Here is an 18,074-nt window from a genome sequence, read left to right as displayed (position 1 = left end):
GCACACCGAACGAATCCAAGCGACGATGTTCGGACATGCCGGGTACGGTGCTGGCAGTGGGTGCGTCCTTGGCGAGAGACTCCAGGGGCTCCGGATCGAAGTCTTCGGTCCGGGGAATCGGGGGAAGGGACGCATGCGCCCGCTGTCGCAAGGACGGTGCTTGGATGAGGGCCGGGGACAAGGCTGGGAAGGACACGCATGCAGGAGCTGCGCCTCGTGGCGGTGAGCGAGGACGGTTCGTACCTCGTGCTGGCCTCCGCCGGCCGGGGCACCCGGTTCACCCTGCCCGTGGACGACCGGCTGCGCGCCGCGATCCGCGGGCACTTCTCCCGTCTCGGTCAGTTCGAGATCGAAGTGGAGAGTCCGTTGCGCCCCAAGGAGATCCAGGCCCGCATCCGCGCCGGGGAGACCGCCGAGGAGATCGCCGAGTCGGCCGGCATCCCGGTTGAACGCGTCCGCTGGTTCGAGGGGCCGGTCCTCCAGGAACGCGAGTACATGGCCCAGCAGGCGCAGCGCTGCGTCGTGCGCGCCCCCGGCGAGTCCACGCCCGGACCGCCGCTGGGCGAGCTGGTCGAGGAACGCCTCGGCCGCCGCGGCGCCGACCTCGAGGAGGTCACCTGGGACGCCTGGAAGTGCGAGGACAACAGCTGGCAGATCCGGCTGTCCTTCTACGACGGCGGCCGCCCGCACGCGGCCGAGTGGAAGTTCGACCCGCGCCGCCGTGTCGCGCGCGCGCTGGACGACGAGGCCTCCCGGCTCAGTTCGCTGACCGAGGAGGAGGCACCCGCCCCCGACACGGTCACCCCGCTGCGCCGCCCCGCCATGAAGATCGTCTCCGACCAGCGGCGCGACTACCCGGCGGGCCGCCCCTTCGCGCCGGCCCCGCCCGCCGCCACCCCGCTCAACCCCGAGCCGTTCACCCCCGAGCGCTTCCAGCGCGAGGCCCGCGCCGCCGACTTCCCCGACCTGGAGGCGCTGAGCGCCCTCCTGGAGGGCGGCGAGCCCACCGTCCTGCCCCCGCCGCCCGGCCGTGAGCCCGGCGAGGCACCCGCCTCGCGCGCCTCCGCCATCACCTTCAACCCGTCCGTCCCGCGGGAGCCCGACACCCCGCCCGCCGAGGCCCCCGCCGCGGACGTGCCCTCCTTCGAGGCACCCACCTTCGAGGCACCCACTTTCGAGGCGCCCGCCGAGGCCGCCGCGCCGCGTCCCGCCGACACCGAGCCCGCGGCCTCCGCCGAGCGGTCCCCGGCCCCGCAGCCCGCCGTCCCGCAGGAGCCCGCCCCGCAGGCCGCCGACGACGCACGGGAGCACGACGCGGCGGTCCACGACGTGCAGGCGCACGACATCCCCGCGCCGCGGCCGTCCGTCGAGGCCGGACCGCCCGTCTCCGCCAAGGCCGACCCGGCCGCCGCCGCGGACTCCGCGGAGGCGCCCGCCGCCTCCGTCGGCGGCTCCGCCCCGGAGGCCGGTGCCTCCGCTCCGCCCGAGCGTCCCGTTCCCGAGCGCCCGGCCTCCGCCGAACAGGACGGCCGGCCGGTCTCCGACCGCCCGGCCGCCTCCACCGCACCCGAGCGCCCCGCCCGTCCCCAGGACGCCCCGGCCGCTCCGGCGGCCACCGGCCCGGACCCCGCCGCACCCGAGCAGCCCGCGCCCAGGCCCGCCGCCCCCGCGGAACCGGCCGCCGCCCAGGAGCCGCCGCCCGCCGAGGCCCCGCCCGCCGCCCAGCAGCCCGCGCCCGCGCCCGAACCGCACCGCGAGCCGCCCAAGCCCAAGCCCGTCCCCAAACCGGCGCCCAAGCCCGCCCCGGTCCCCGCGGCGGCAGCCGTCCCGGCCAAGGCCGAGCCCCGTCCCCGCAAGCGCCCGGCCCGCAGCCGCCGCGCCAGCGTGCCCTCCTGGGACGAGATCATGTTCGGCGCCCGCCGCCCCGACTGACCCGCCCGACCACCAGGAAGGCCCCGGCTCCATGCCGGGGCCTTCCCCTTTCCCCCGAAAGCTCTGCACGGCTCCCGTCCGCCGCCGCAAACAGGACGAAGCCCCGGCACGGAGCCGGGGCTTCGGTGGGCGGACTCAGGTCCGGCGGCGGAAGGCGCGAAGGCACAGCGGGATGAAGACCGCCGCCATGACGGCGGCCCAGGCGAGGGTGATCAGGGCGTGCTGGAGGACGGGACCGCCCACCAGGAGGCCGCGCAGGGCCGTCGTGAGCTGGGAGACCGGGTTGATGTCGGTCATGAAGGTCTTCAGCCAGCCGGGAGTGCCCTCGGCCGGCACCACGAAGGCGTTGCTGAGGAAGGTCAGCGGGAAGATCGCGGTGAAGCCGAAGACCTGGACCTTCTCCGCGTCACTGGCCGTCAGGCCGACCAGCACCGTGATCCAGGCGAACATCAGGGTGAAGGCCAGGAGCAGGAGGAAGGCGCCCAGCACGCCCAGCACGCCCGTCTCGATCCGGAAGCCGATGACGACGCCGACCACCAGGACCACCAGCATCGACCAGGCCTGCTTCACCACGTCCGCGAGGATCCGGCCGAGCAGCGGGGCGGTCCGGGCGATCGGCAGGCTGCGGAACCTGTCGAAGACGCCCTTGGTGATGTCGACGTTGAGCCCGAGCCCGGTGCTCATCGAGGCGAACAGCGCGTTCTGCGCGATGATGCCGGGAATGACGACCGGCAGGTAGGCCGCGACGCTGCCGGAGATCGACGGGCCGAACACGTAGGAGAACAGCAGCACGAACATGATGGGCTGGATGCTGAGGTCCACCAGCTCCATCGGGTTGTGCTTGATCTGCACCAGCCCGCGCCAGGCCAGGGTCAGCACGTTGCGCAGAGCGGTGACCGGTGTGACCTTCCGCGGAAGGACTGCCGCCTGGGCGGCCGGGATCGTCGCGGTCATACGGAGGCCTCTTCCCTTCCCTCGTCCGCGGCCGGGGAACCGGTCCGCTCCCTGTTCCCGGTGAGGGCGAAGAACACCTCGTCGAGGCTGGCCTTGCGCAGGGACAGCTCGCCCACCGCCACCCCGGCGTCGTCCAGCGCGCGCACCACCGCGGGCATCGCCCGGGAGTCGCCCACCGGCACGGTCAGCAGGCCCTGGTTCACCTCGGGGGCCGAGCCCAGCAGTTCGGCGACGACCAGCGCCGCCTTGTCCACCTCCGCCTCGTGCACCGGGCGCAGCTCCAGCACCTGCCCGCCGGTCTGCGCCTTGAGCTGGTCGGAGGTGCCCTCGGCGATCACCCGCCCGTGGTCGATGACCACGATCTCGTCGGCGAGCTGGTCGGCCTCCTCCAGGTACTGGGTGGTGAGCAGGACGGTGACGCCGTCCTCGGCGAGCCCGCGGACCATGTCCCACAGGCCGTTGCGGCTGCGCGGGTCCAGGCCGGTGGTCGGCTCGTCCAGGTAGAGGATGGACGGGTGGCCCACCAGCGAGGCCGCGAGGTCCAGCCGGCGCCGCATGCCGCCGGAGAACGTCTTGGCCGCCCTGTCGCGGGCGTCCCACAACTCGAACCGCCGCAGCAGCTCGGCGGCGCGGGCCCTGGCCCCGGCCCGGCTCAGGCCCAGCAGGCGGCCGATGAGCATGAGGTTCTCGGTGCCGGTGAGCATCTCGTCGACGCCGGCGTACTGGCCGGTGAGCCCGATGAGCCGGCGTACCCGGTGGCCCTCCCTGACCACGTCGTGGCCGCCCACCTCGGCGGTGCCGGCGTCCGGCCGGATCAGGGTGGCCAGCACCCGGACCGTCGTGGTCTTGCCCGCTCCGTTGGGCCCCAGCACGCCCAGGACGCGCCCGGGCGGCACCGCGAGGCTCACCCCGTCCAGCGCGCGGGTCTCACCGAAGCGCTTCACCAGGCCCTCGGCCCGGATGGCGTACGTCATTCGGTTGATCTCCTCGATCTGTGGTCTCCTGCGGCGGCGTGCCCGACCTGGACACGGTAGGACGGCGGCCCCGCCGGAGCCACCGGTTTTCCGCGGCGCCCCGGCGTCCCGCCGCCCCCCGCCGGGACGTTCGTGCGTGACTCGTACGTGGATCCATGCCTGTCTTCGCGCGCGGCCGCAGTGATCCCGGCCACAACACGAACGGTACGCGGAGGGTCTGACATTCCGGAGGACCACGCCTCCGGCCGCATAGGGTGATCTGTGTGAACTCGCGGTTGAGGCCTCCCGCGCACCGGGTGTCGGCCCGCGCGATGGCCAAATGGGCGGTCGAGCTGCTGCTCGGCGGCGCGGTGCTGACCGGCTGCGCCTTCGCGCTGAGCGGCTGGGCCGCCAGGGCGGACTGGGCCTGGCGGTTGCCGTGGCTGCCCTGGCTGGTGGTCGCGGTGACGGCGCTGTCCGTGCTGACCGTCCCGTACTGGCGCTACCGGGTCCACCGCTGGGAGATCAGCTCCGACGTGGTCTACCTGCGGATCGGCGCGCTGCAGCGGCAGTGGCTGCTGGTGCCCGTCAGCCGCATCCAGACGGTCGACGCCCAGCAGAACTGGCTGGAGCGCCTGCTCCGCCTGGCCACCCTGCGGATCAGCACCGCCTCGCACGAGGGCTCCTCGGAGCTCGTCGGCCTGCCGCTGCCGACCGCCACCTCCCTCGCCTCCGAACTGGCGCACCGCGCCCACGCGCTGCGCGACGACGCGACATGAGCGGCGGCGAGCGGCCCCTCCCCGAAGGAGCGCCCCGCAGGCTCAGCCCCCTCACCTGGATCGTCGGGGCGGTCCGCGAGACGCTCGCGCTGCTCGCGGTGGCCGTGACCGCCCTGCTCGTCAGCGAGGGCGGAGCGGGGCTCTACTTCGCGATGGCCGCCCTGGGCTTCGGGCTGGTCCACCAGGTGGTCCGCTGGTGGACGTTCACCTACGCCGTCACCGACGACCGGATCGTGCTGCGCCACCAGCTCATCGGCAGGTCGGTCAAGACGATCCCCCTCGAACGCGTCCGGGGCGTCGACATCACCGCCGGTTTCCTGCACCGGCTGCTCGGCCTCGCGGTCCTGCGCATCGACGCGGCGTCGGACGGCGACGAGGGCGTCCTGAACGCGGTGTCCCGGCGGGAGGCGGAACGGCTGCGGGAACTGCTGCTGGGGCGCCGGGAGGAACCGTCGCGGGAGCACGTCATCGCCCGCGCCGACCTCTCCTGGTACCGGTACGCCCCGCTCAGCGGCGCCTACCTGCTGACGCCGTTCGCGCTGATCGGCAGCCTCCTGGGCACCCTCTACAACCTCAACAACGAGTTCGGCCTGGTCTCCGAGGGCACGCTCTCCCACCTGGGCGACACGGTCGTGGGCCTGCCCCCGATCCTGGGGGTGCTCGCACTCCTGCTGCTGGCGCTGGTGATGCCCGTCGCGTCCGTCCTGGTCTTCACCTGGTTCAACTGGGACTTCACCCTGCGCGCCGTGCCCGGGGAGGACGACAAGGGCGCGCTGGCGGCCGAGCGCGGCCTGGTGTCGCGGCGCAGCGTGACCCTGGAGCGGCGCCGTGTCCGCGGCGTCGAACTGCGCGACAACCCCCTGGAACGCCGCAAGAACGTGGCACGCCTGACGGCGCTCGTCACCGGCCTCGGCGACGCGGAGCACCGCGGGCGCCTGCTGCCGACCGCGCCAAGGGAGACCGTCCTGCACGTGGCGGAAGAGGTCGTCGGCAAGTTCAAGGAGCCGTTGACCGGCCATCCGAGGGCGGCGCTGACCCGCAGGCTCGTCCGCGCGGTCCTGCCCCCGCTGGCGGTCTCCGTCCTGGCGGTCGCCAGCGGGCCGCTGTGGCTGGCGATCGTGGCGGCCGTGGCCACCGTCGCCGCCGTCCCGCTCGCCCTGGACCGCTACGCCCAGCTCGGCCACGCCTCGGGCGGCGGCCTGCTGTCGGTGCGCTCGGGCTCCCTCGTGCGCAACCAGCAGATCATCGAGCACCGCGCCGTCGTGGGCTGGCGGTTCCGCCAGTCCCTCTTCCAGCGCCGCCGCGACCTGGTCACCCTGACCGTCGCGGTCGGCGCGGGCGAGGGCGCCTACGACGCCCTCGACCTGTCCGAGGAGGACGCGCTGCGCCTCGCCTCCTGCGTCGAACCCGACTGGATCACACCGTTCCTGGCAACTCCCCCGAAACCACCGGCAGATCCCCGCGAACCTCCGGCGAGCTGAGCCCGGCGGGCCCCGGCGAACCCGGCCCTCGGGCGAACCGAGCCCCCGCGGCCCGAGCCCTCCGGCGAACCGGCCTCCGACGGTCCGGACCCCCGGACGGACGAAGCCTCCTGGTGGATCGAGTCCTCCGGCGGGCCGTGCCCTCCCTCCGGTGGACCATGCCTCCGGTGGGCCGAGCTCTTCGGCGAGGAGAGCCCGCCCGCAGGCCCGGATCTGCTCGCGGCCCCGATTCCGCGTGAGTCTCCGTTCGGGTGGCACCGACGGCGAGGGGCCGCCCGGTGCTGTACCGGACGGCCCCTGCCGTGGTCTTCGGCCTTTCGGGGCCCCCTTGTCGGGGAACCTTTCGGTCAGGCGGGAGACGAGGTCGTTCCGCGCGAGGCGTCTCCCCTGCGCGGGGCCCTCTCGTCCGAGGGCGCGACCGAGTCGGGTACGGACAGGAACTTGCCCTGCTCGGGGTCGAGGATGTGGACCTTGGCGGTCTCCAGGTCCAGGTACATGCCGACGAGCTCCACCTCGCCCAGCTCCACCCGGCGCTTCAGCCAGGGGTAGGTGAGCAGGTTGTCCAGCTGCTGCATGACGTTGACCTGGCAGAGCCGGGCCAGCGGTGTGCGCGCGTCCTCGGGGCCCGGCTCGTGCAGGAACCGGTCGAGGCTGTGGTTGGCGTGCTTGAGCCAGTTCGACAGCTGGGGCAGGTGCTCGATCTCGGTGCCGCCGCCCAGCACGCCGGCCATGGCGCCGCACTGGGAATGGCCGCAGACGGTGATCGTCTTGATGTCCAGGACCGACGTCGCGTATTCCACGGACGCCATCACCGAATCGTCGGGAACACGCGCGCCGTGGCGGGGAACGAGATTGCCGACGTTTCGCGTGATGAAGAGGTCACCAGGGCCGCTGGCCGTGATGAGGTTGGGCACCACTCGTGAATCGACACAGGTGATGAACAAATGGTCGGGGGTCTGCGCCATGGACAGCTCCGCCATGATCGGCCGGACCAGCCGAGCGGTGCTTCCGTGGTACTCGCGTACCCCTGCCAGCAGGATCTCTCGGGGACTTGCCTGCTCGAGCGGCTCGAGCTGGCGCCTGTCACGGTTCGCCCACGGCGCCCACCAGCGGGGGGACCCCGCGGATTTACGCGGAGGCGGGGAGCTTTCTCCGGTCATCGCGCTCTCATACCAGGATTCGTGGATCTCATCGATGTCGACTCTACCGCCAAGGCGTTCGTGGGAAACGCGCCAGGTATGGATGGCGTCGAACGCCGCGTTGTCCATGAAGTCAACATCGAGGTCGAGATCGACCGGGGCGCCCGGCGGGATCCGGGTGAGCGCGGCGGTGAGCCGGGGCACGCCCAGGAACGTCAGGGACCCCTCGACCACCACGTGCCACCGGCCGTCCCGCTGCTCGGTGCGCACCGCCACCCGGGTGAGCCGCCGCAGCGCCAGGCACGCGGCCAGCCCGATGCCGACCAGCACCCCCTCGCCCAGGCCCAGGACGACCACGCCGCCCATCGTCACCCAGTAGATCAGGGACTCCCGGTGCGGGCGCAGGCCGCGCAGATGCGCCCGGTCGATCATCCGCAGGCCCAGCGTCACCAGCAGGGCCGCCAGCGCCGCCAGCGGGATCTGCTCCAGCACCGCCCCGCAGGCCAGGGCCAGCACCAGCACCCAGACGCCGTGCAGCACCGTGGAGCCGCGGGTCAGCGCGCCCGCCCGCACGTTCGTGGTGCTGCGCACGATCACCCCGGCGACCGGCAGGCCGCCCAGCAGGCCCGAGACGAAGTTGCCCGCGCCCTGGCCGACCAGCTCGCGGTCCAGGTCGCTGCGCGGCACGCCCACCGGCCGCATCCGGTCGATGGCGACACTGCACAGCAGGGACTCCACCCCGGCGACCAGCGCTATCGCCACGACCGCGCCCACCAGGTCGGGCAGCGCCGCGTCCGGGACCGAGGGCGGGCCCCAGTGCACCAGCAGGCTGGACGGCAGGTCCACGCGCGGCACGTCGAAGCCGCCGAACCAGGCGACCCCCGTCGCCGCGGACACCGCCACCAGCGGGGCCGGCACCCGCCGCCACGGTGTGCGCTCCCAGACCAGCAGCACCGCGATGGTCAGCACCCCCAGGCTGACCGCCAGGGAGTGCTGGGTCAGGATCTGCTGGGGCAGCTCCACGAGGTTGGCCAGGGCCGAGTGCTGCGGGCTGCCGCCCATGACGACGTGCAGCTGGGACAGGATGAGCACCACGCCGACCCCCGCCAGCATGCCGTGCACCACCGCCGGGGACACCGCCAGCGCCGTGCGCGCCACCCGGCAGGCGCCCAGCGCGATCTGCAGGAGCCCGCCGCACATGGTGATGGCGCAGGTGGCCCGCCAGCCGTAGGTCTCGATCATCGAGGCCACGATCACGGTGAGGCCGGCGGCGGGACCGCTGACCTGCAGCGGCGAGCCGCCGAGCAGCCCCACCACGACGCCTCCGACGATCGCGGCGATCAGCCCGGCCTCCACCGGGGCCCCCGAGGCCACCGCGATGCCGAGCGACAGCGGCATCGCCACCAGGAACACCACGAACGAGGCGGGTACGTCCCGCCCGGGCGCGAGAAAACGTTTCACTGCTGACTGCGATTCGAGCGTCACACTCCGTATCGAATCACAGTCGGAGGGTCATCGGGGGTCAAATCAGTGGCGGTAATCCCGATAACTGTCCCATTCCTCGGTAGAGCGCTGGCCCGGCTGCTCGCCGTGCTGGCTCCCGTAGGACTGCTGGTCTCCCGTGGGGGCGCCGTAGGGGGGGTTCTGGTCACCGGGGTAGGTGGTGCCGCTGAAGTCCCCGTAGCGGCCCGTCTCGCCCGTTCCCTGGCCCTGCTGGGGGGAGCCGCCGTAGGAGGAGGAGCCCTGCTGGCCGTACCCGCCGCTCAGCGGGTCGTCGTAGCGGGGGGTGTTCTCGCCGCCGTAGGCGGGGGTCGTGGGGTAGCCCTGCTCCGTGCCGTAGGACGAACCGTAGGAGCCGCTGGAGGAATCGTCGTAGCGGGGGGAAGAGGAGGACTGCCAACCGGAACCGTAGTCCCCGTCCGCCGGGTGCAGCGGGTCGTTGAGCGGGTCGCTCAGCGGGGTCGGGCCGCCGTAGGACGACGGCGAGGCGCCGTCGCCGGTCTGCCGCCGGTCGGCCTGGATGCGCTGGAGCAGTTCGTCGACGGTCGGCAGGCGGGTGTCGCCGGTGTCGCCGGGCGACGGCTGCGGCTCGGGCTGCCCGCCGTAGGACGGGACGCCGCCCAGCGGCGGGGTCAGCGGAGCCGACGGCCCGGTGGACGAGGGGTTCAGCGGGGCTCCGCCGAGCGGGCCCGTCCCCAGGGGGCCGGTGCTCTGCGGACCGGTGCCGAGCGGGCCCGCGCTCTGCGGGCCGGTGCTGAGCGGACCGCCGAGCGGACCCGTGTTCAGCGGGCTGGAGCCGGTGCTCTGCGGGCCGGTGCCCAGCGGGCCCGAGCCCAGGGGCGCTCCGCCCAGCGGGCCGCCCAGGCCCGTGCCGCCGACCTGGTAGGCCTGCGTGGCCTCCGGGTCGCGGTTGTCGGCGCGGGCCGCGGGCCGGGCGAACGGGTCCGGCAGGCCCAGCGGGTCGGGCTGGGGCGGGGCCGACGGGCGCGGCGGTTCGTAGGCGGGCTGGTCGTAGACGGCGGGCTGGTCGAACGCGGGCGGGTCGTAGGCGGCCGGCTGGTCGTAGGCCGCGGGCTGCTGCTCGTAGGGCGGGTCGAAGTCTCGGACCGCCGGCTGGTCGAACCTCGTCAGCGGCTCGTCGGCCCGCCAGGACCGCGCCGCGGGCTCCTGCTCGTAGCCGCCGGGCGCCTGCGGGTCGCCCTGGCCGGCGTAGTAGTCGTCGCCGTACTGGGAGTCGTCGGCGTACTGGCCGCGGGCGTACTGGTCCTCGCCGTACTGGTCGCCGTAGCCCTGCTGGTCGGCGTAGCCCTGCTGATCGGCGTACCCCTGCTGGTCGGCGTAGCCCTGCTGATCGGCCGCGTACTGCTGGTCGCCGTAGCCCTGCTGGTCGCCCGCGTACTGGTCGGCGTACCCCTGCTGGTCGGCCGCGTACTGGTCGTTGTAGCCCTGCTGGTCGCCGTAGCCCTGGTCGTTGTAGCCGTCGGCCTGGTACTGGTCGTAGCCGTCCTGGCCCGCGGCGGCCGGCTCGGGTTCGGCGCCGTTCAGGGGGTCGGAGGCAGGGGGCTGCTCGGCTCCCTGGGCGCCCTCCTGCTGCCAGGGGAACTTGGGCTTGTCGAAGGTGATCGTCGCCCAGTAGTCGTCGTCGCCCATCCGGTCGGACTTGCCCTTGGCGCGCCGGGGCTCGGCCGAGGTGGGCGCGGACAGCGGGCCTCCGGCGACCCTGCGGTCGGCGGCGCCCTCCTCGTCCGGTTCGCCCGGACGCCGGCCCTTCGGTTCCGACTCCTCGCTCATCCAGTCTTCGTCGTCCTGATGGCGGCCCTCGCGCATTCCCATCACGACGAGCACCACGATGAGGCCGACCAGCAGTACCAGACCGCCGACAACGGCAAAGATCATTGCTCCACCCCATGCCTCGGCCGGGCGGGGAGGTCCGGCCTCGCTCCGAAAAGCTCTGTCCCGATTATCGTCCGGTGCGCGCCGGGCGTCCCGCTCCCCATCCACGTGCTCGACGAGACCCCCGGGAAGGCGAACTGCCCGTTATAGCCCTCGCCACACCCTTCGTGAGCATCTACCATCACACGATCCCCGCTGTCTCTGCCACGGATACGCCGACTCTCATGAGTCGGCGCTCTGCCCCAGATAGCCGGTGATCCGCCCCCACCCGACGGTTCGCTCGGCGATGGCGGGCAGGGAGTCCTTCAGCTCGGCCACCTGGCCGGCCGGCACGGGCTCCTTGAGCGCGTAGACGGTGTACCGGTACCGGTGCCGCTCCCCCGCCGGGGGGCAGGGTGCGGCGTAGGACGCCTGGCCCGCGGAGTTGCGGCCCTGGACGGCGCGGTCCGGCAGAGACGCCTCCACGAGGTCCGCGGTGGTTCCGTCCAGATTCGCGAGCACCCAGTGAATATAAGTGCCCCCGCGAGCGTCCGGGTCGTCCACGACGATCGCGAAGGCCTTCGACTCGGGCACACCCGACCAGTGGAGCGGCAGCGTCCTGCCCTGACCCCCGCGGGCCTCGCATTGATAACGCCCTGGAATGTCCTTGAGGTCGCTGAAAGCCGGGCTGCTGACGGTGAACTCCGTCAGCTCCCCGCCGTCGCCGGAACCGCTGCCGACGACGCCGCACCCCGAGATCAGGGGAAGCAGCAGGGCCACACCGAGGGCGGCGGCCCGACCCGAAGTCATTTTCATCCGATCAGCACTCCTGGCCGACGATCGTACGCGAGGGGATGGCATGGCGCGTTCCCGCCGGACCACCCTACGGCCTCGGGCCCCGCCGCGGTCCGGCTTCCACAGGCCCGCGGATCTCCGGACCGGGGGTGTGAGCTTGGTCATGCCGAGGGGTCAGGAAATTCGCCGAGTGGAAACTTGTGGCGTAGTTCACGCGCCCAGAACGCTCCAACTTTACGGTTTGGGGAATTTCATTGAATCTTCCCCTGTTATGGCTTGGACTAGACCAGATACATCGGCTACATTGTGAATGTCTTCACAAAGTGATCCATAGGAGCTCTGAGATGGCCAGAAGGCCTGTCGCGAACCCCGACGCCCCGCACGTCCTCATCGTCGGCGGGGGCTACGTGGGCCTCTACACCGCGCTCCGCCTCCAGAAGAAGCTGAAGAGCGAGCTGAAGCGCGGCGACGTCAAGGTCACGATCGTCGACCCGCAGTCGTACATGACCTACCAGCCCTTCCTCCCCGAGGCCGCCGCCGGCAACCTCTCGCCCCGGCACGTCGTGGTGCCGCTGCGCCGGGTCCTGCCGAAGGTCGACATCGTGACCGCGCGGGTCACCGAGCTCTCCCACGCCGAGCGCTGGGCGATCATCCAGCCGGTCGAGGGCCCCCCGCAGCGGATCTCCTACGACTACCTCGTGATGGCCGCGGGCTCCGTCTCGCGCACCCTGCCGATCCCCGGCCTCGCCGAGCACGGCATCGGCTTCAAGACCATCGGCGAGGCCATCCACCTCCGCAACCACGTCCTGGCCCAGCTGGACATCGCCGCCTCCACCGACGACGAGGACGTGCGCAAGCGCGCGCTGACCTTCGTCGTGGTCGGCGGCGGTTTCGCCGGCATCGAGGCCCTGGCCGAGATGGAGGACATGGCCCGCGACGCGATCCGCATGTACTCCAACCTGCGCGCCGCCGACATGCGCTGGGTGATGGTCGAGGCCTCCGACCGGATCCTGCCCGAGGTCGGCCCCGAGCTCGGGCGCTGGACCGCCGAGCAGCTGCGCGGCCGCGGCATCGAGGTCAAGCTGAAGACGTTCCTCACCTCCGCCGTGGACAAGCAGATCGAGCTGTCGGACGGCGAGAGCTTCCCGACCAACACCCTGGTCTGGACGGCCGGCGCCAAGGCCAACCCGGTCGCCAAGTCCACCGACCTGCCGGTCGACGAGCGGGGCCGGGTCAAGGGCAACGAGTTCCTGCAGATCGAGGGCACCGTCCGCGCCTTCACCGCCGGTGACAACGCGGCCATCCCCGACCTGACCAAGGAGGGCGAGTTCTGCGCCCCCAACGCCCAGCACGCGGTCCGGCAGAGCAAGGTCCTGGCCGACAACCTGGTGGCGGCGCTGCGCGGCAAGGCCCTCAAGCCCTACCGCCACGCCTACGTCGGCTCGGTGGCCGGCCTCGGCCTCCACAAGGGCGTCGCCCACGTCTACGGCGTGAAGCTGCGCGGCCTCGCCGCCTGGTTCATGCACCGGACGTACCACCTGTCCCGCGTCCCCACCTTCAACCGCAAGGTCCGCGTGGTGGCCGACTGGACCCTCGCCCTGTTCTTCAAGCGCGAGACGATCTCGCTCGGCAGCATCGAGCAGCCCCGTGAGGAGTTCGTCCTCGCCGCCGCCTCGGACCGCCCCGTCGAGACCGACGTCGTGAAGAGCGCCGCGAAGTAACCGCGAGACCCCTTCAGGAGGCGTACGCCCGTCCGGGCGTGCGCCTCCTGTCCTTTCCCGGAAGGCCGTGACCCGACCGCCCCGGGGGAACCGACTAGACTGGGGATCACGGCGGACGAGCCGGCCGGGCGGCCGCGTCGGGGGTTTCGGTCCCCGCCGAGGAAAGTCCGGGCTCCACAGAGCAGGGTGGTCGGCAACACCGACCCGGGGCGACCCGCGGGACAGTGCCACAGAGAACAGACCGCCTCCCGCTCACGCGGGCGGTAAGGGTGAAACGGTGAGGTAAGAGCTCACCAGCGCACGGGGCGACCCGCGCGGCTAGGTAAACCCCACCCGGAGCAAGACCAGACAGCGGACGCCCGAGGGCTGCTCGCCCGAGTCCGCGGGTAGGTCGCTGGAGGACGCCGGCAACGGCGTCCCGAGATGGATGGCCGCCACTCCCACGAGAGCGGGAGCACAGAACCCGGCTTACAGGCCGACTCGTCCGCCGCTCCCACGCCAAAGCCCTAGGTCAGCAACCTGGCCGGTCGGCCGGACCGGACGCAGCCGCAGGAGTCTCCTCCGCTAGGGAAGGGCTTCGAGGAATTCCCGTTGACTCACGCGAGCCTGACGCAGGATGCCGTGAATGGTGCCGTCTTCAGGTCCCTACGACCATGGTCGGGGATGGTGACCGCACGACCGTCGGGATGCCGCAGGCGGACGTGGCTGCCGGACTGGCGAATCTGGACGAAGCCGAGACCGGCGAAAGCCTTCAAGACAGCGCCGGCGGGAATCGGCGGGATGGCTCGGGGGCTCATGCGGAGAGCTGCACCTCGAAGGGCACCAGAGCCGGAGTCGGGTGGAGCTGTGCCGCCAGTTCTTCGGGGGTCAGGTCTTCGAGAGTCAGCTCCACAGCCTCTTTGATCATGGCCAGAGCGTGTTCGAAGCTGTCTCCCTGGCTGGTGACGTCCAGCTCCGGACAGTGCACCACGTAGGCGTCGTCCTCTTGCCAGATCTGCGCGGTCAGGTGCAGCTTGCTCATGGCGACCAATCTACCCCGACAGTGTCTCGGGGCCCGGGGTTCCAGGACGGGTAAAAAGCTGCGTAGAGGGCTGTCCCGGGGCTGTACGGCAAGATCAGGCAGTGGCCGCATCCAGCCTGGTCGGGGTGGTGACCTCTCCGTTCCCGGCTTCTCCGGGCGGACTCAATGACTTTGCATGTAGGCGGGATGGGGTGCCGGGGCGGGACGGAGCCGTCCGTGCGGGTGGCTCCGTCCGTCTCATTCGCTTCGGGGGCCTGGGGTCGGTGTGCCGTGCTCGCTGTGATGGCGGCGGGGGTCGTATGGGGGATCAACCGATCGGATGATGGGAGGAGGAGCGTTTCTGACGATGTGGGCGGGTAGCGCTTGAGGCGATCCTCGAGGCATGTCGATCATCGAAGTCAGGGGCCTGCGCAAGGCCTACGGCGGCCGTTCCGTGGTGGACGGCGTCGCGTTCGCCGTGGAGGAAGGGGAGATCTTCGGGATCCTCGGGCCGAACGGCGCCGGCAAGACCACGACCGTCGAATGCGTGGAGGGGCTGCGCGAGCCGGACGCAGGCACCGTGCGTGTCGCCGGGCTCGATCCGCGCGCCGACCGCGACGGGCTCACCCGGATCCTCGGCGTCCAGCTCCAGGAGAGCGAACTCCAGGAGAAGCTGACCGTACGGGAGACCCTGGAGCTCTACAGCGCCTTCTATCCGAACCCGGCCGACTGGCGTGGGCTCGCCGAACGCCTCGGTCTCACCGGCAAGCTCACCACCCGTTTCGGCAACCTGTCCGGCGGCCAGAAGCAGCGCCTCTTCATCGCTCTCGCCCTCATCGGCCGCCCCAAGGTCGTCGTCCTGGACGAGCTGACGACCGGCCTCGACCCGCGCGCCCGCCGCGACACCTGGAAGCTGATCGAGGATGTCCGCGACTCCGGCGTCACCGTCCTGCTCGTCACGCACTTCATGGAGGAGGCCCAGCGGCTCTGCGACCGCATCGCGGTGATCAAGCAGGGACGCGTCGCCGCTCTCGACACCCCCGAAGGGCTGATCCGCCGCAGCGCCGGCGGCACGGTGATCTCGTTCTCCCCGTCCCGGCCCCTGCACGACGGCGACCTGGCCGGCCTGCCCGAGACCTCGGCCGTCGAGCGCCGGAACGGCCATCTCACCATCCACGGCACCGACGCGACCGTCAACGCGGTCATCTCCCTGCTCGCCCGCCACCGGATCACCGCCCACCAGCTGCGGGTCGTCGACTCCACGCTGGACGACGCCTTCCTCGAACTCACCGAAGACCTGGAGAACTGACGTGTCCGCGTTCACCGCCGTCCTCAAGGCAGAGTTCCGGCTCTTCCTCCGCGAACCGTTCAGCCTGTTCTGGATCGCCGTCTTCCCCACCGTCCTGCTGACGATCCTGGGCCTGATCCCGTCGTTCCGGGAGCCGGATCCCGGCCTCGGCGGGCTCCGGGTCATCGACCTGTACGTCCCGGTCAACGTGCTGGTCGCCCTGATCATGGCCGGGATCCAGGTGCTGCCGCCCGTCCTGTCCGGATACCGCGAGCGCGGCATCCTGCGCCGCATGTCCAGCACGCCCGTACGGCCGTCCTCGCTGCTGGCCGCGCAGATCGTCCTGCACTTCGCGGCCGCCCTGGTCTCGGCGCTGCTGGTCATCGCCGTCGGCCGCGCCGTCTTCGACGTGGCGCTGCCCGGCCACCTTCCCGGCTACCTGCTGGCGCTCCTCCTCGGCGCCCTCAGCGCGCTCGCGCTGGGCGCCGCGGTCAGCGCGGTCACCCCCACCGTCAAGGCCACCACCGTGGTCGGCATGGTCGTCTTCTTCCCGATGATGTTCTTCGCGGGCGTCTGGATCCCCGTCCGGTCCATGCCCGACCTGATGCGGAGCATCGTCGAGTACTCCCCGTTCGGCGCCGCGTCCCAGGCCCTCGGCCAGGCCGCCGAGGGCGGCTGGCCCGACCTGGCGCACCTCGGCGTCGTCACCGCCTGGGCCGCCGTCCTGATCGCCGCCGCCGTGCGCTGGTTCCGGTGGGAATAGTAAAAAATATCCCGATGGCGACGATCCAGGAGCAGAAGATCCAGGAGCAGTGGGACAGATTCCACCGGTGGGGACCGTTCGGCCTGCTGCTCCTGGCCTCCCTCATGGCCCTGCTCATCCGGGAGGAGGTCATGTCGCCCGCGGAGGAGCGGGCGGCCGTGCCGCTCCTCCTCACCGCCGTGGCCCTCCAGACCCTGCACGCCGCCGGGAAGGTCCACGGCCCCGTCTACTTCTGGATCCGCACCGCCGTCGCGTTCGCCCTCACCTGGCTGAACCCGTTCTTCTGCATCTACGTCGCCCTCGGGTACTTCGATCCCCAGCAGTACCTGTCCGGCCGCTGGGCCGCGGCCGGATCGTTCGTCACGGTGGTCACCATGGCCGGCGCCCAGGCGGGCGGCCTGCCGCCGGGGAACTTCGGCCAGGTGGTCGCGTTCGTCGGCCTCTTCGTCCTGAACGCCGGGCTCGTCTTCATCTTCACCGGCCTCGCCGAGCGGGAACTCGAGCAGTCCCGCGTCCAGGCGGAGACCATCGCCGAACTCGAGCTGACCAACGCCCGCCTGGAGCAGGTCCTCGCCGAGAACGCCGGCCTCCAGGCCCAGCTCCTCGTCCAGGCCCGCGAGGCCGGTGTCGACGACGAGCGCCGCCGCCTGGCCGCCGAGATCCACGACACCATCGCCCAGGGCCTGGTGGGCGTCATCGCCCAGCTCCAGGCCACCGAGGAGAGCGAACACGTCCGGCGCGCCATCGATCTCGCCCGCGAGAGCCTCAACGAGGCGCGCCGCTCCGTGCAGGACCTCGCGCCCGCCCACCTGGAGCACGGCACGCTCCCCGAGGCCCTCGAGAAGATCACCGACGGCAGGGCCCGCCTCACCGTCACCGGAACGGTGGAGCCCCTGCACGACGAACTCGAGGCCGCTCTCCTGCGCATCGCGCAGGAGGCCCTGGCCAACGCCACCCGTCACGCGCACGCGAACCGCGTCGGCGTGACCCTCTCCTACATGGACGACGAAGTGACCCTCGACATCCGCGACGACGGCCGCGGCTTCACCCGCCCCTCCCGGGGCTTCGGCCTGACCGCCATGCGCGAACGCGCCGAACGTGTCGCCGGCACCCTGGAGATCGAGTCCGAACCCGGCCGCGGCACGGCCGTCTCCGCCCGCGTACCGTTGATCCGCCATGGCTGACATCACCCTGCTGATCGTCGACGACCACCCCGTCGTCCGCAACGGGCTGCGCAGCATGTTCGCCGCGGCCCCCGGCTTCGAGGTCCTGGCCGAGGCCGCCGACGGCCGCCAGGCCGTGGCCCTCGCCGAGGACCTCCGCCCCGACGTCGTCCTCATGGACCTCCGGATGCCCGGCGGAGGAGGTGTGGCGGCCATCGCCGAACTCACCCGCCGCGGCCTGCCCTGCAAGGTCCTCGTCCTGACCACCTACGACACCGACACCGACACGATCCCGGCGATCGAGGCCGGCGCCACCGGCTACCTCCTCAAGGACGCCCCCCGCGACGACCTCTTCAACGCCGTCCGCGCCGCCGCCGAGGGCCGCACCGTCCTGTCCCCGGACATCGCCGCCCGCCTGGTCACCCGCGTGCGCGAACCTCGCAGCGGCTCCCTGAGCGCCCGCGAACTGGAGGTCCTGCGCCTGGTGTCCCGCGGCACCGGCAACCGGGAGATCGCCGCCGAACTCTTCATCAGCGAGGCCACGGTCAAGACCCACCTCACCCACATCTACGCGAAACTGAACGTCAAAGACCGGGCCGCGGCGGTGGCCACCGCCTACGACAAGCGCCTACTGCCCTGACGGGTTCCTTCGAGGACGGCGGCCGCGCTCTGCAGGACCCCAACGGGCTCCCGTCCCTGCACCGCGCACTCCGCCTCGCCGGGTGGGCACCGAG

Annotated in this window: 15 protein-coding genes and 1 other RNA gene; 9 read left to right on the top strand and 7 right to left on the bottom strand. The window is 72.1% G+C overall.

Annotated elements, in window-relative coordinates:
* Positions 1-198: 198 nt before the first annotated feature.
* Positions 199-1,932, top strand: a complete 1,734-nt coding sequence (gene sepH / locus C2865_RS30240; RefSeq protein ID WP_106402021.1) for a septation protein SepH — start codon at positions 199-201, stop codon at positions 1,930-1,932.
* Positions 1,933-2,067: 135 nt separating this feature from the next.
* On the opposite strand, the gene C2865_RS30235 is transcribed toward sepH, so the two are convergent.
* Both C2865_RS30235 and C2865_RS30230 read right to left on the bottom strand, forming a co-directional pair.
* Positions 2,068-2,886: an ABC transporter permease gene (locus C2865_RS30235; RefSeq protein ID WP_106402020.1), complete on the bottom strand. Its 819-nt coding sequence runs from the start codon at positions 2,884-2,886 to the stop codon at positions 2,068-2,070.
* The gene (locus C2865_RS30230) at positions 2,883-3,860 is read right to left on the bottom strand and encodes an ATP-binding cassette domain-containing protein (protein WP_106402019.1); all 978 of its coding nucleotides are present in this window, start codon (positions 3,858-3,860) and stop codon (positions 2,883-2,885) included. Before C2865_RS30230 ends, C2865_RS30235 begins: the two co-directional genes overlap by 4 nt.
* 263 nt (positions 3,861-4,123) lie before the next feature.
* Here C2865_RS30230 and C2865_RS30225 point away from each other — a divergent pair, with 263 nt between their 5' ends.
* Together C2865_RS30225 and C2865_RS30220 are read left to right on the top strand one after the other, a co-directional pair.
* The gene (locus C2865_RS30225; RefSeq protein WP_232835881.1) at positions 4,124-4,618 is read left to right on the top strand and encodes a PH domain-containing protein; all 495 of its coding nucleotides are present in this window, start codon (positions 4,124-4,126) and stop codon (positions 4,616-4,618) included.
* Positions 4,615-6,099 (top strand): PH domain-containing protein, encoded by a 1,485-nt coding sequence (locus C2865_RS30220; RefSeq protein ID WP_106402017.1) that lies wholly within the window; start codon positions 4,615-4,617, stop codon positions 6,097-6,099. The genes C2865_RS30225 and C2865_RS30220 overlap by 4 nt, the downstream gene beginning before the upstream one ends.
* Before the next feature lie 347 nt (positions 6,100-6,446).
* On the opposite strand, the gene C2865_RS30215 is transcribed toward C2865_RS30220, so the two are convergent.
* The 3 genes from C2865_RS30215 to C2865_RS30205 form a co-directional block, all read right to left on the bottom strand.
* The gene (locus tag C2865_RS30215) at positions 6,447-8,699 is read right to left on the bottom strand and encodes a SulP family inorganic anion transporter (protein ID WP_232835880.1); all 2,253 of its coding nucleotides are present in this window, start codon (positions 8,697-8,699) and stop codon (positions 6,447-6,449) included.
* Positions 8,700-8,765: 66 nt separating this feature from the next.
* Positions 8,766-10,634 carry a hypothetical protein gene (locus C2865_RS30210; RefSeq protein WP_106402016.1) on the bottom strand — a complete coding sequence of 623 codons (1,869 nt, stop codon included), beginning with the start codon at positions 10,632-10,634 and terminating at the stop codon, positions 8,766-8,768.
* Positions 10,635-10,853: 219 nt separating this feature from the next.
* Positions 10,854-11,426, bottom strand: a complete 573-nt coding sequence (locus C2865_RS30205; protein ID WP_106402015.1) for a YbhB/YbcL family Raf kinase inhibitor-like protein — start codon at positions 11,424-11,426, stop codon at positions 10,854-10,856.
* 323 nt (positions 11,427-11,749) lie between these two features.
* Here C2865_RS30205 and C2865_RS30200 point away from each other — a divergent pair, with 323 nt between their 5' ends.
* Positions 11,750-13,126, top strand: coding sequence for an NAD(P)/FAD-dependent oxidoreductase (locus C2865_RS30200; RefSeq protein ID WP_106402014.1), 1,377 nt, complete (start codon positions 11,750-11,752; stop codon positions 13,124-13,126).
* Positions 13,127-13,242: 116 nt separating this feature from the next.
* Positions 13,243-13,613: RNase P RNA component class A (gene rnpB, locus C2865_RS30195), an RNA gene on the top strand.
* Between the two features lie 109 nt (positions 13,614-13,722).
* Here the strand turns inward: rnpB and C2865_RS41915 are convergent.
* Positions 13,723-13,923 carry a type II toxin-antitoxin system HicA family toxin gene (locus C2865_RS41915; protein WP_106402013.1) on the bottom strand — a complete coding sequence of 67 codons (201 nt, stop codon included), beginning with the start codon at positions 13,921-13,923 and terminating at the stop codon, positions 13,723-13,725.
* Entirely contained in the window at positions 13,920-14,147 is a 228-nt protein-coding gene (locus tag C2865_RS30185; RefSeq protein WP_106402201.1) for a type II toxin-antitoxin system HicB family antitoxin, read from the bottom strand. The genes C2865_RS41915 and C2865_RS30185 overlap by 4 nt, the downstream gene beginning before the upstream one ends.
* 382 nt (positions 14,148-14,529) lie before the next feature.
* On the opposite strand from C2865_RS30185, the gene C2865_RS30180 reads away from it, so the two are divergent.
* Genes C2865_RS30180 through C2865_RS30165 form a run of 4 tightly spaced genes read left to right on the top strand, consistent with a single transcriptional unit; the run spans position 14,530 to position 17,980 of the window.
* Positions 14,530-15,435: an ABC transporter ATP-binding protein gene (locus C2865_RS30180; RefSeq protein WP_106402012.1), complete on the top strand. Its 906-nt coding sequence runs from the start codon at positions 14,530-14,532 to the stop codon at positions 15,433-15,435.
* A 1-nt stretch (position 15,436) separates the two neighbouring features.
* Positions 15,437-16,177, top strand: coding sequence for an ABC transporter permease (locus C2865_RS30175; protein ID WP_106402011.1), 741 nt, complete (start codon positions 15,437-15,439; stop codon positions 16,175-16,177).
* 14 nt (positions 16,178-16,191) lie between these two features.
* Positions 16,192-17,361, top strand: a complete 1,170-nt coding sequence (locus tag C2865_RS30170; protein WP_106402010.1) for a sensor histidine kinase — start codon at positions 16,192-16,194, stop codon at positions 17,359-17,361.
* The gene (locus tag C2865_RS30165) at positions 17,354-17,980 is read left to right on the top strand and encodes a response regulator (protein ID WP_106402009.1); all 627 of its coding nucleotides are present in this window, start codon (positions 17,354-17,356) and stop codon (positions 17,978-17,980) included. Before C2865_RS30170 ends, C2865_RS30165 begins: the two co-directional genes overlap by 8 nt.
* The last annotated feature ends 94 nt before the right edge of the window (positions 17,981-18,074 follow it).

The organism is Actinocorallia populi (assembly GCF_002995495.1).
GTDB lineage: Bacteria > Actinomycetota > Actinomycetes > Streptosporangiales > Streptosporangiaceae > Actinocorallia > Actinocorallia populi.
Note: the sequence above shows the minus strand (reverse complement) of the source record. Positions and strands in the feature narration are given on the sequence as shown.

Bases quoted from the DNA above. Each gene is read 5' to 3' on its own strand.
- sepH (WP_106402021.1), top strand. From the start codon at position 199: ATGCAGGAGCTGCGCCTCGTGGCGGTGAGCGAGGACGGTTCGTACCTC.
- C2865_RS30235 (WP_106402020.1), bottom strand. From the start codon at position 2,886: ATGACCGCGACGATCCCGGCCGCCCAGGCGGCAGTCCTTCCGCGGAAG.
- C2865_RS30230 (WP_106402019.1), bottom strand. From the start codon at position 3,860: ATGACGTACGCCATCCGGGCCGAGGGCCTGGTGAAGCGCTTCGGTGAG.
- C2865_RS30220 (WP_106402017.1), top strand. From the start codon at position 4,615: ATGAGCGGCGGCGAGCGGCCCCTCCCCGAAGGAGCGCCCCGCAGGCTC.
- C2865_RS30210 (WP_106402016.1), bottom strand. From the start codon at position 10,634: ATGATCTTTGCCGTTGTCGGCGGTCTGGTACTGCTGGTCGGCCTCATC.
- C2865_RS30205 (WP_106402015.1), bottom strand. From the start codon at position 11,426: ATGAAAATGACTTCGGGTCGGGCCGCCGCCCTCGGTGTGGCCCTGCTG.
- C2865_RS30200 (WP_106402014.1), top strand. From the start codon at position 11,750: ATGGCCAGAAGGCCTGTCGCGAACCCCGACGCCCCGCACGTCCTCATC.
- C2865_RS41915 (WP_106402013.1), bottom strand. From the start codon at position 13,923: ATGAGCCCCCGAGCCATCCCGCCGATTCCCGCCGGCGCTGTCTTGAAG.
- C2865_RS30185 (WP_106402201.1), bottom strand. From the start codon at position 14,147: ATGAGCAAGCTGCACCTGACCGCGCAGATCTGGCAAGAGGACGACGCC.
- C2865_RS30180 (WP_106402012.1), top strand. From the start codon at position 14,530: ATGTCGATCATCGAAGTCAGGGGCCTGCGCAAGGCCTACGGCGGCCGT.
- C2865_RS30170 (WP_106402010.1), top strand. From the start codon at position 16,192: ATGGCGACGATCCAGGAGCAGAAGATCCAGGAGCAGTGGGACAGATTC.
- C2865_RS30165 (WP_106402009.1), top strand. From the start codon at position 17,354: ATGGCTGACATCACCCTGCTGATCGTCGACGACCACCCCGTCGTCCGC.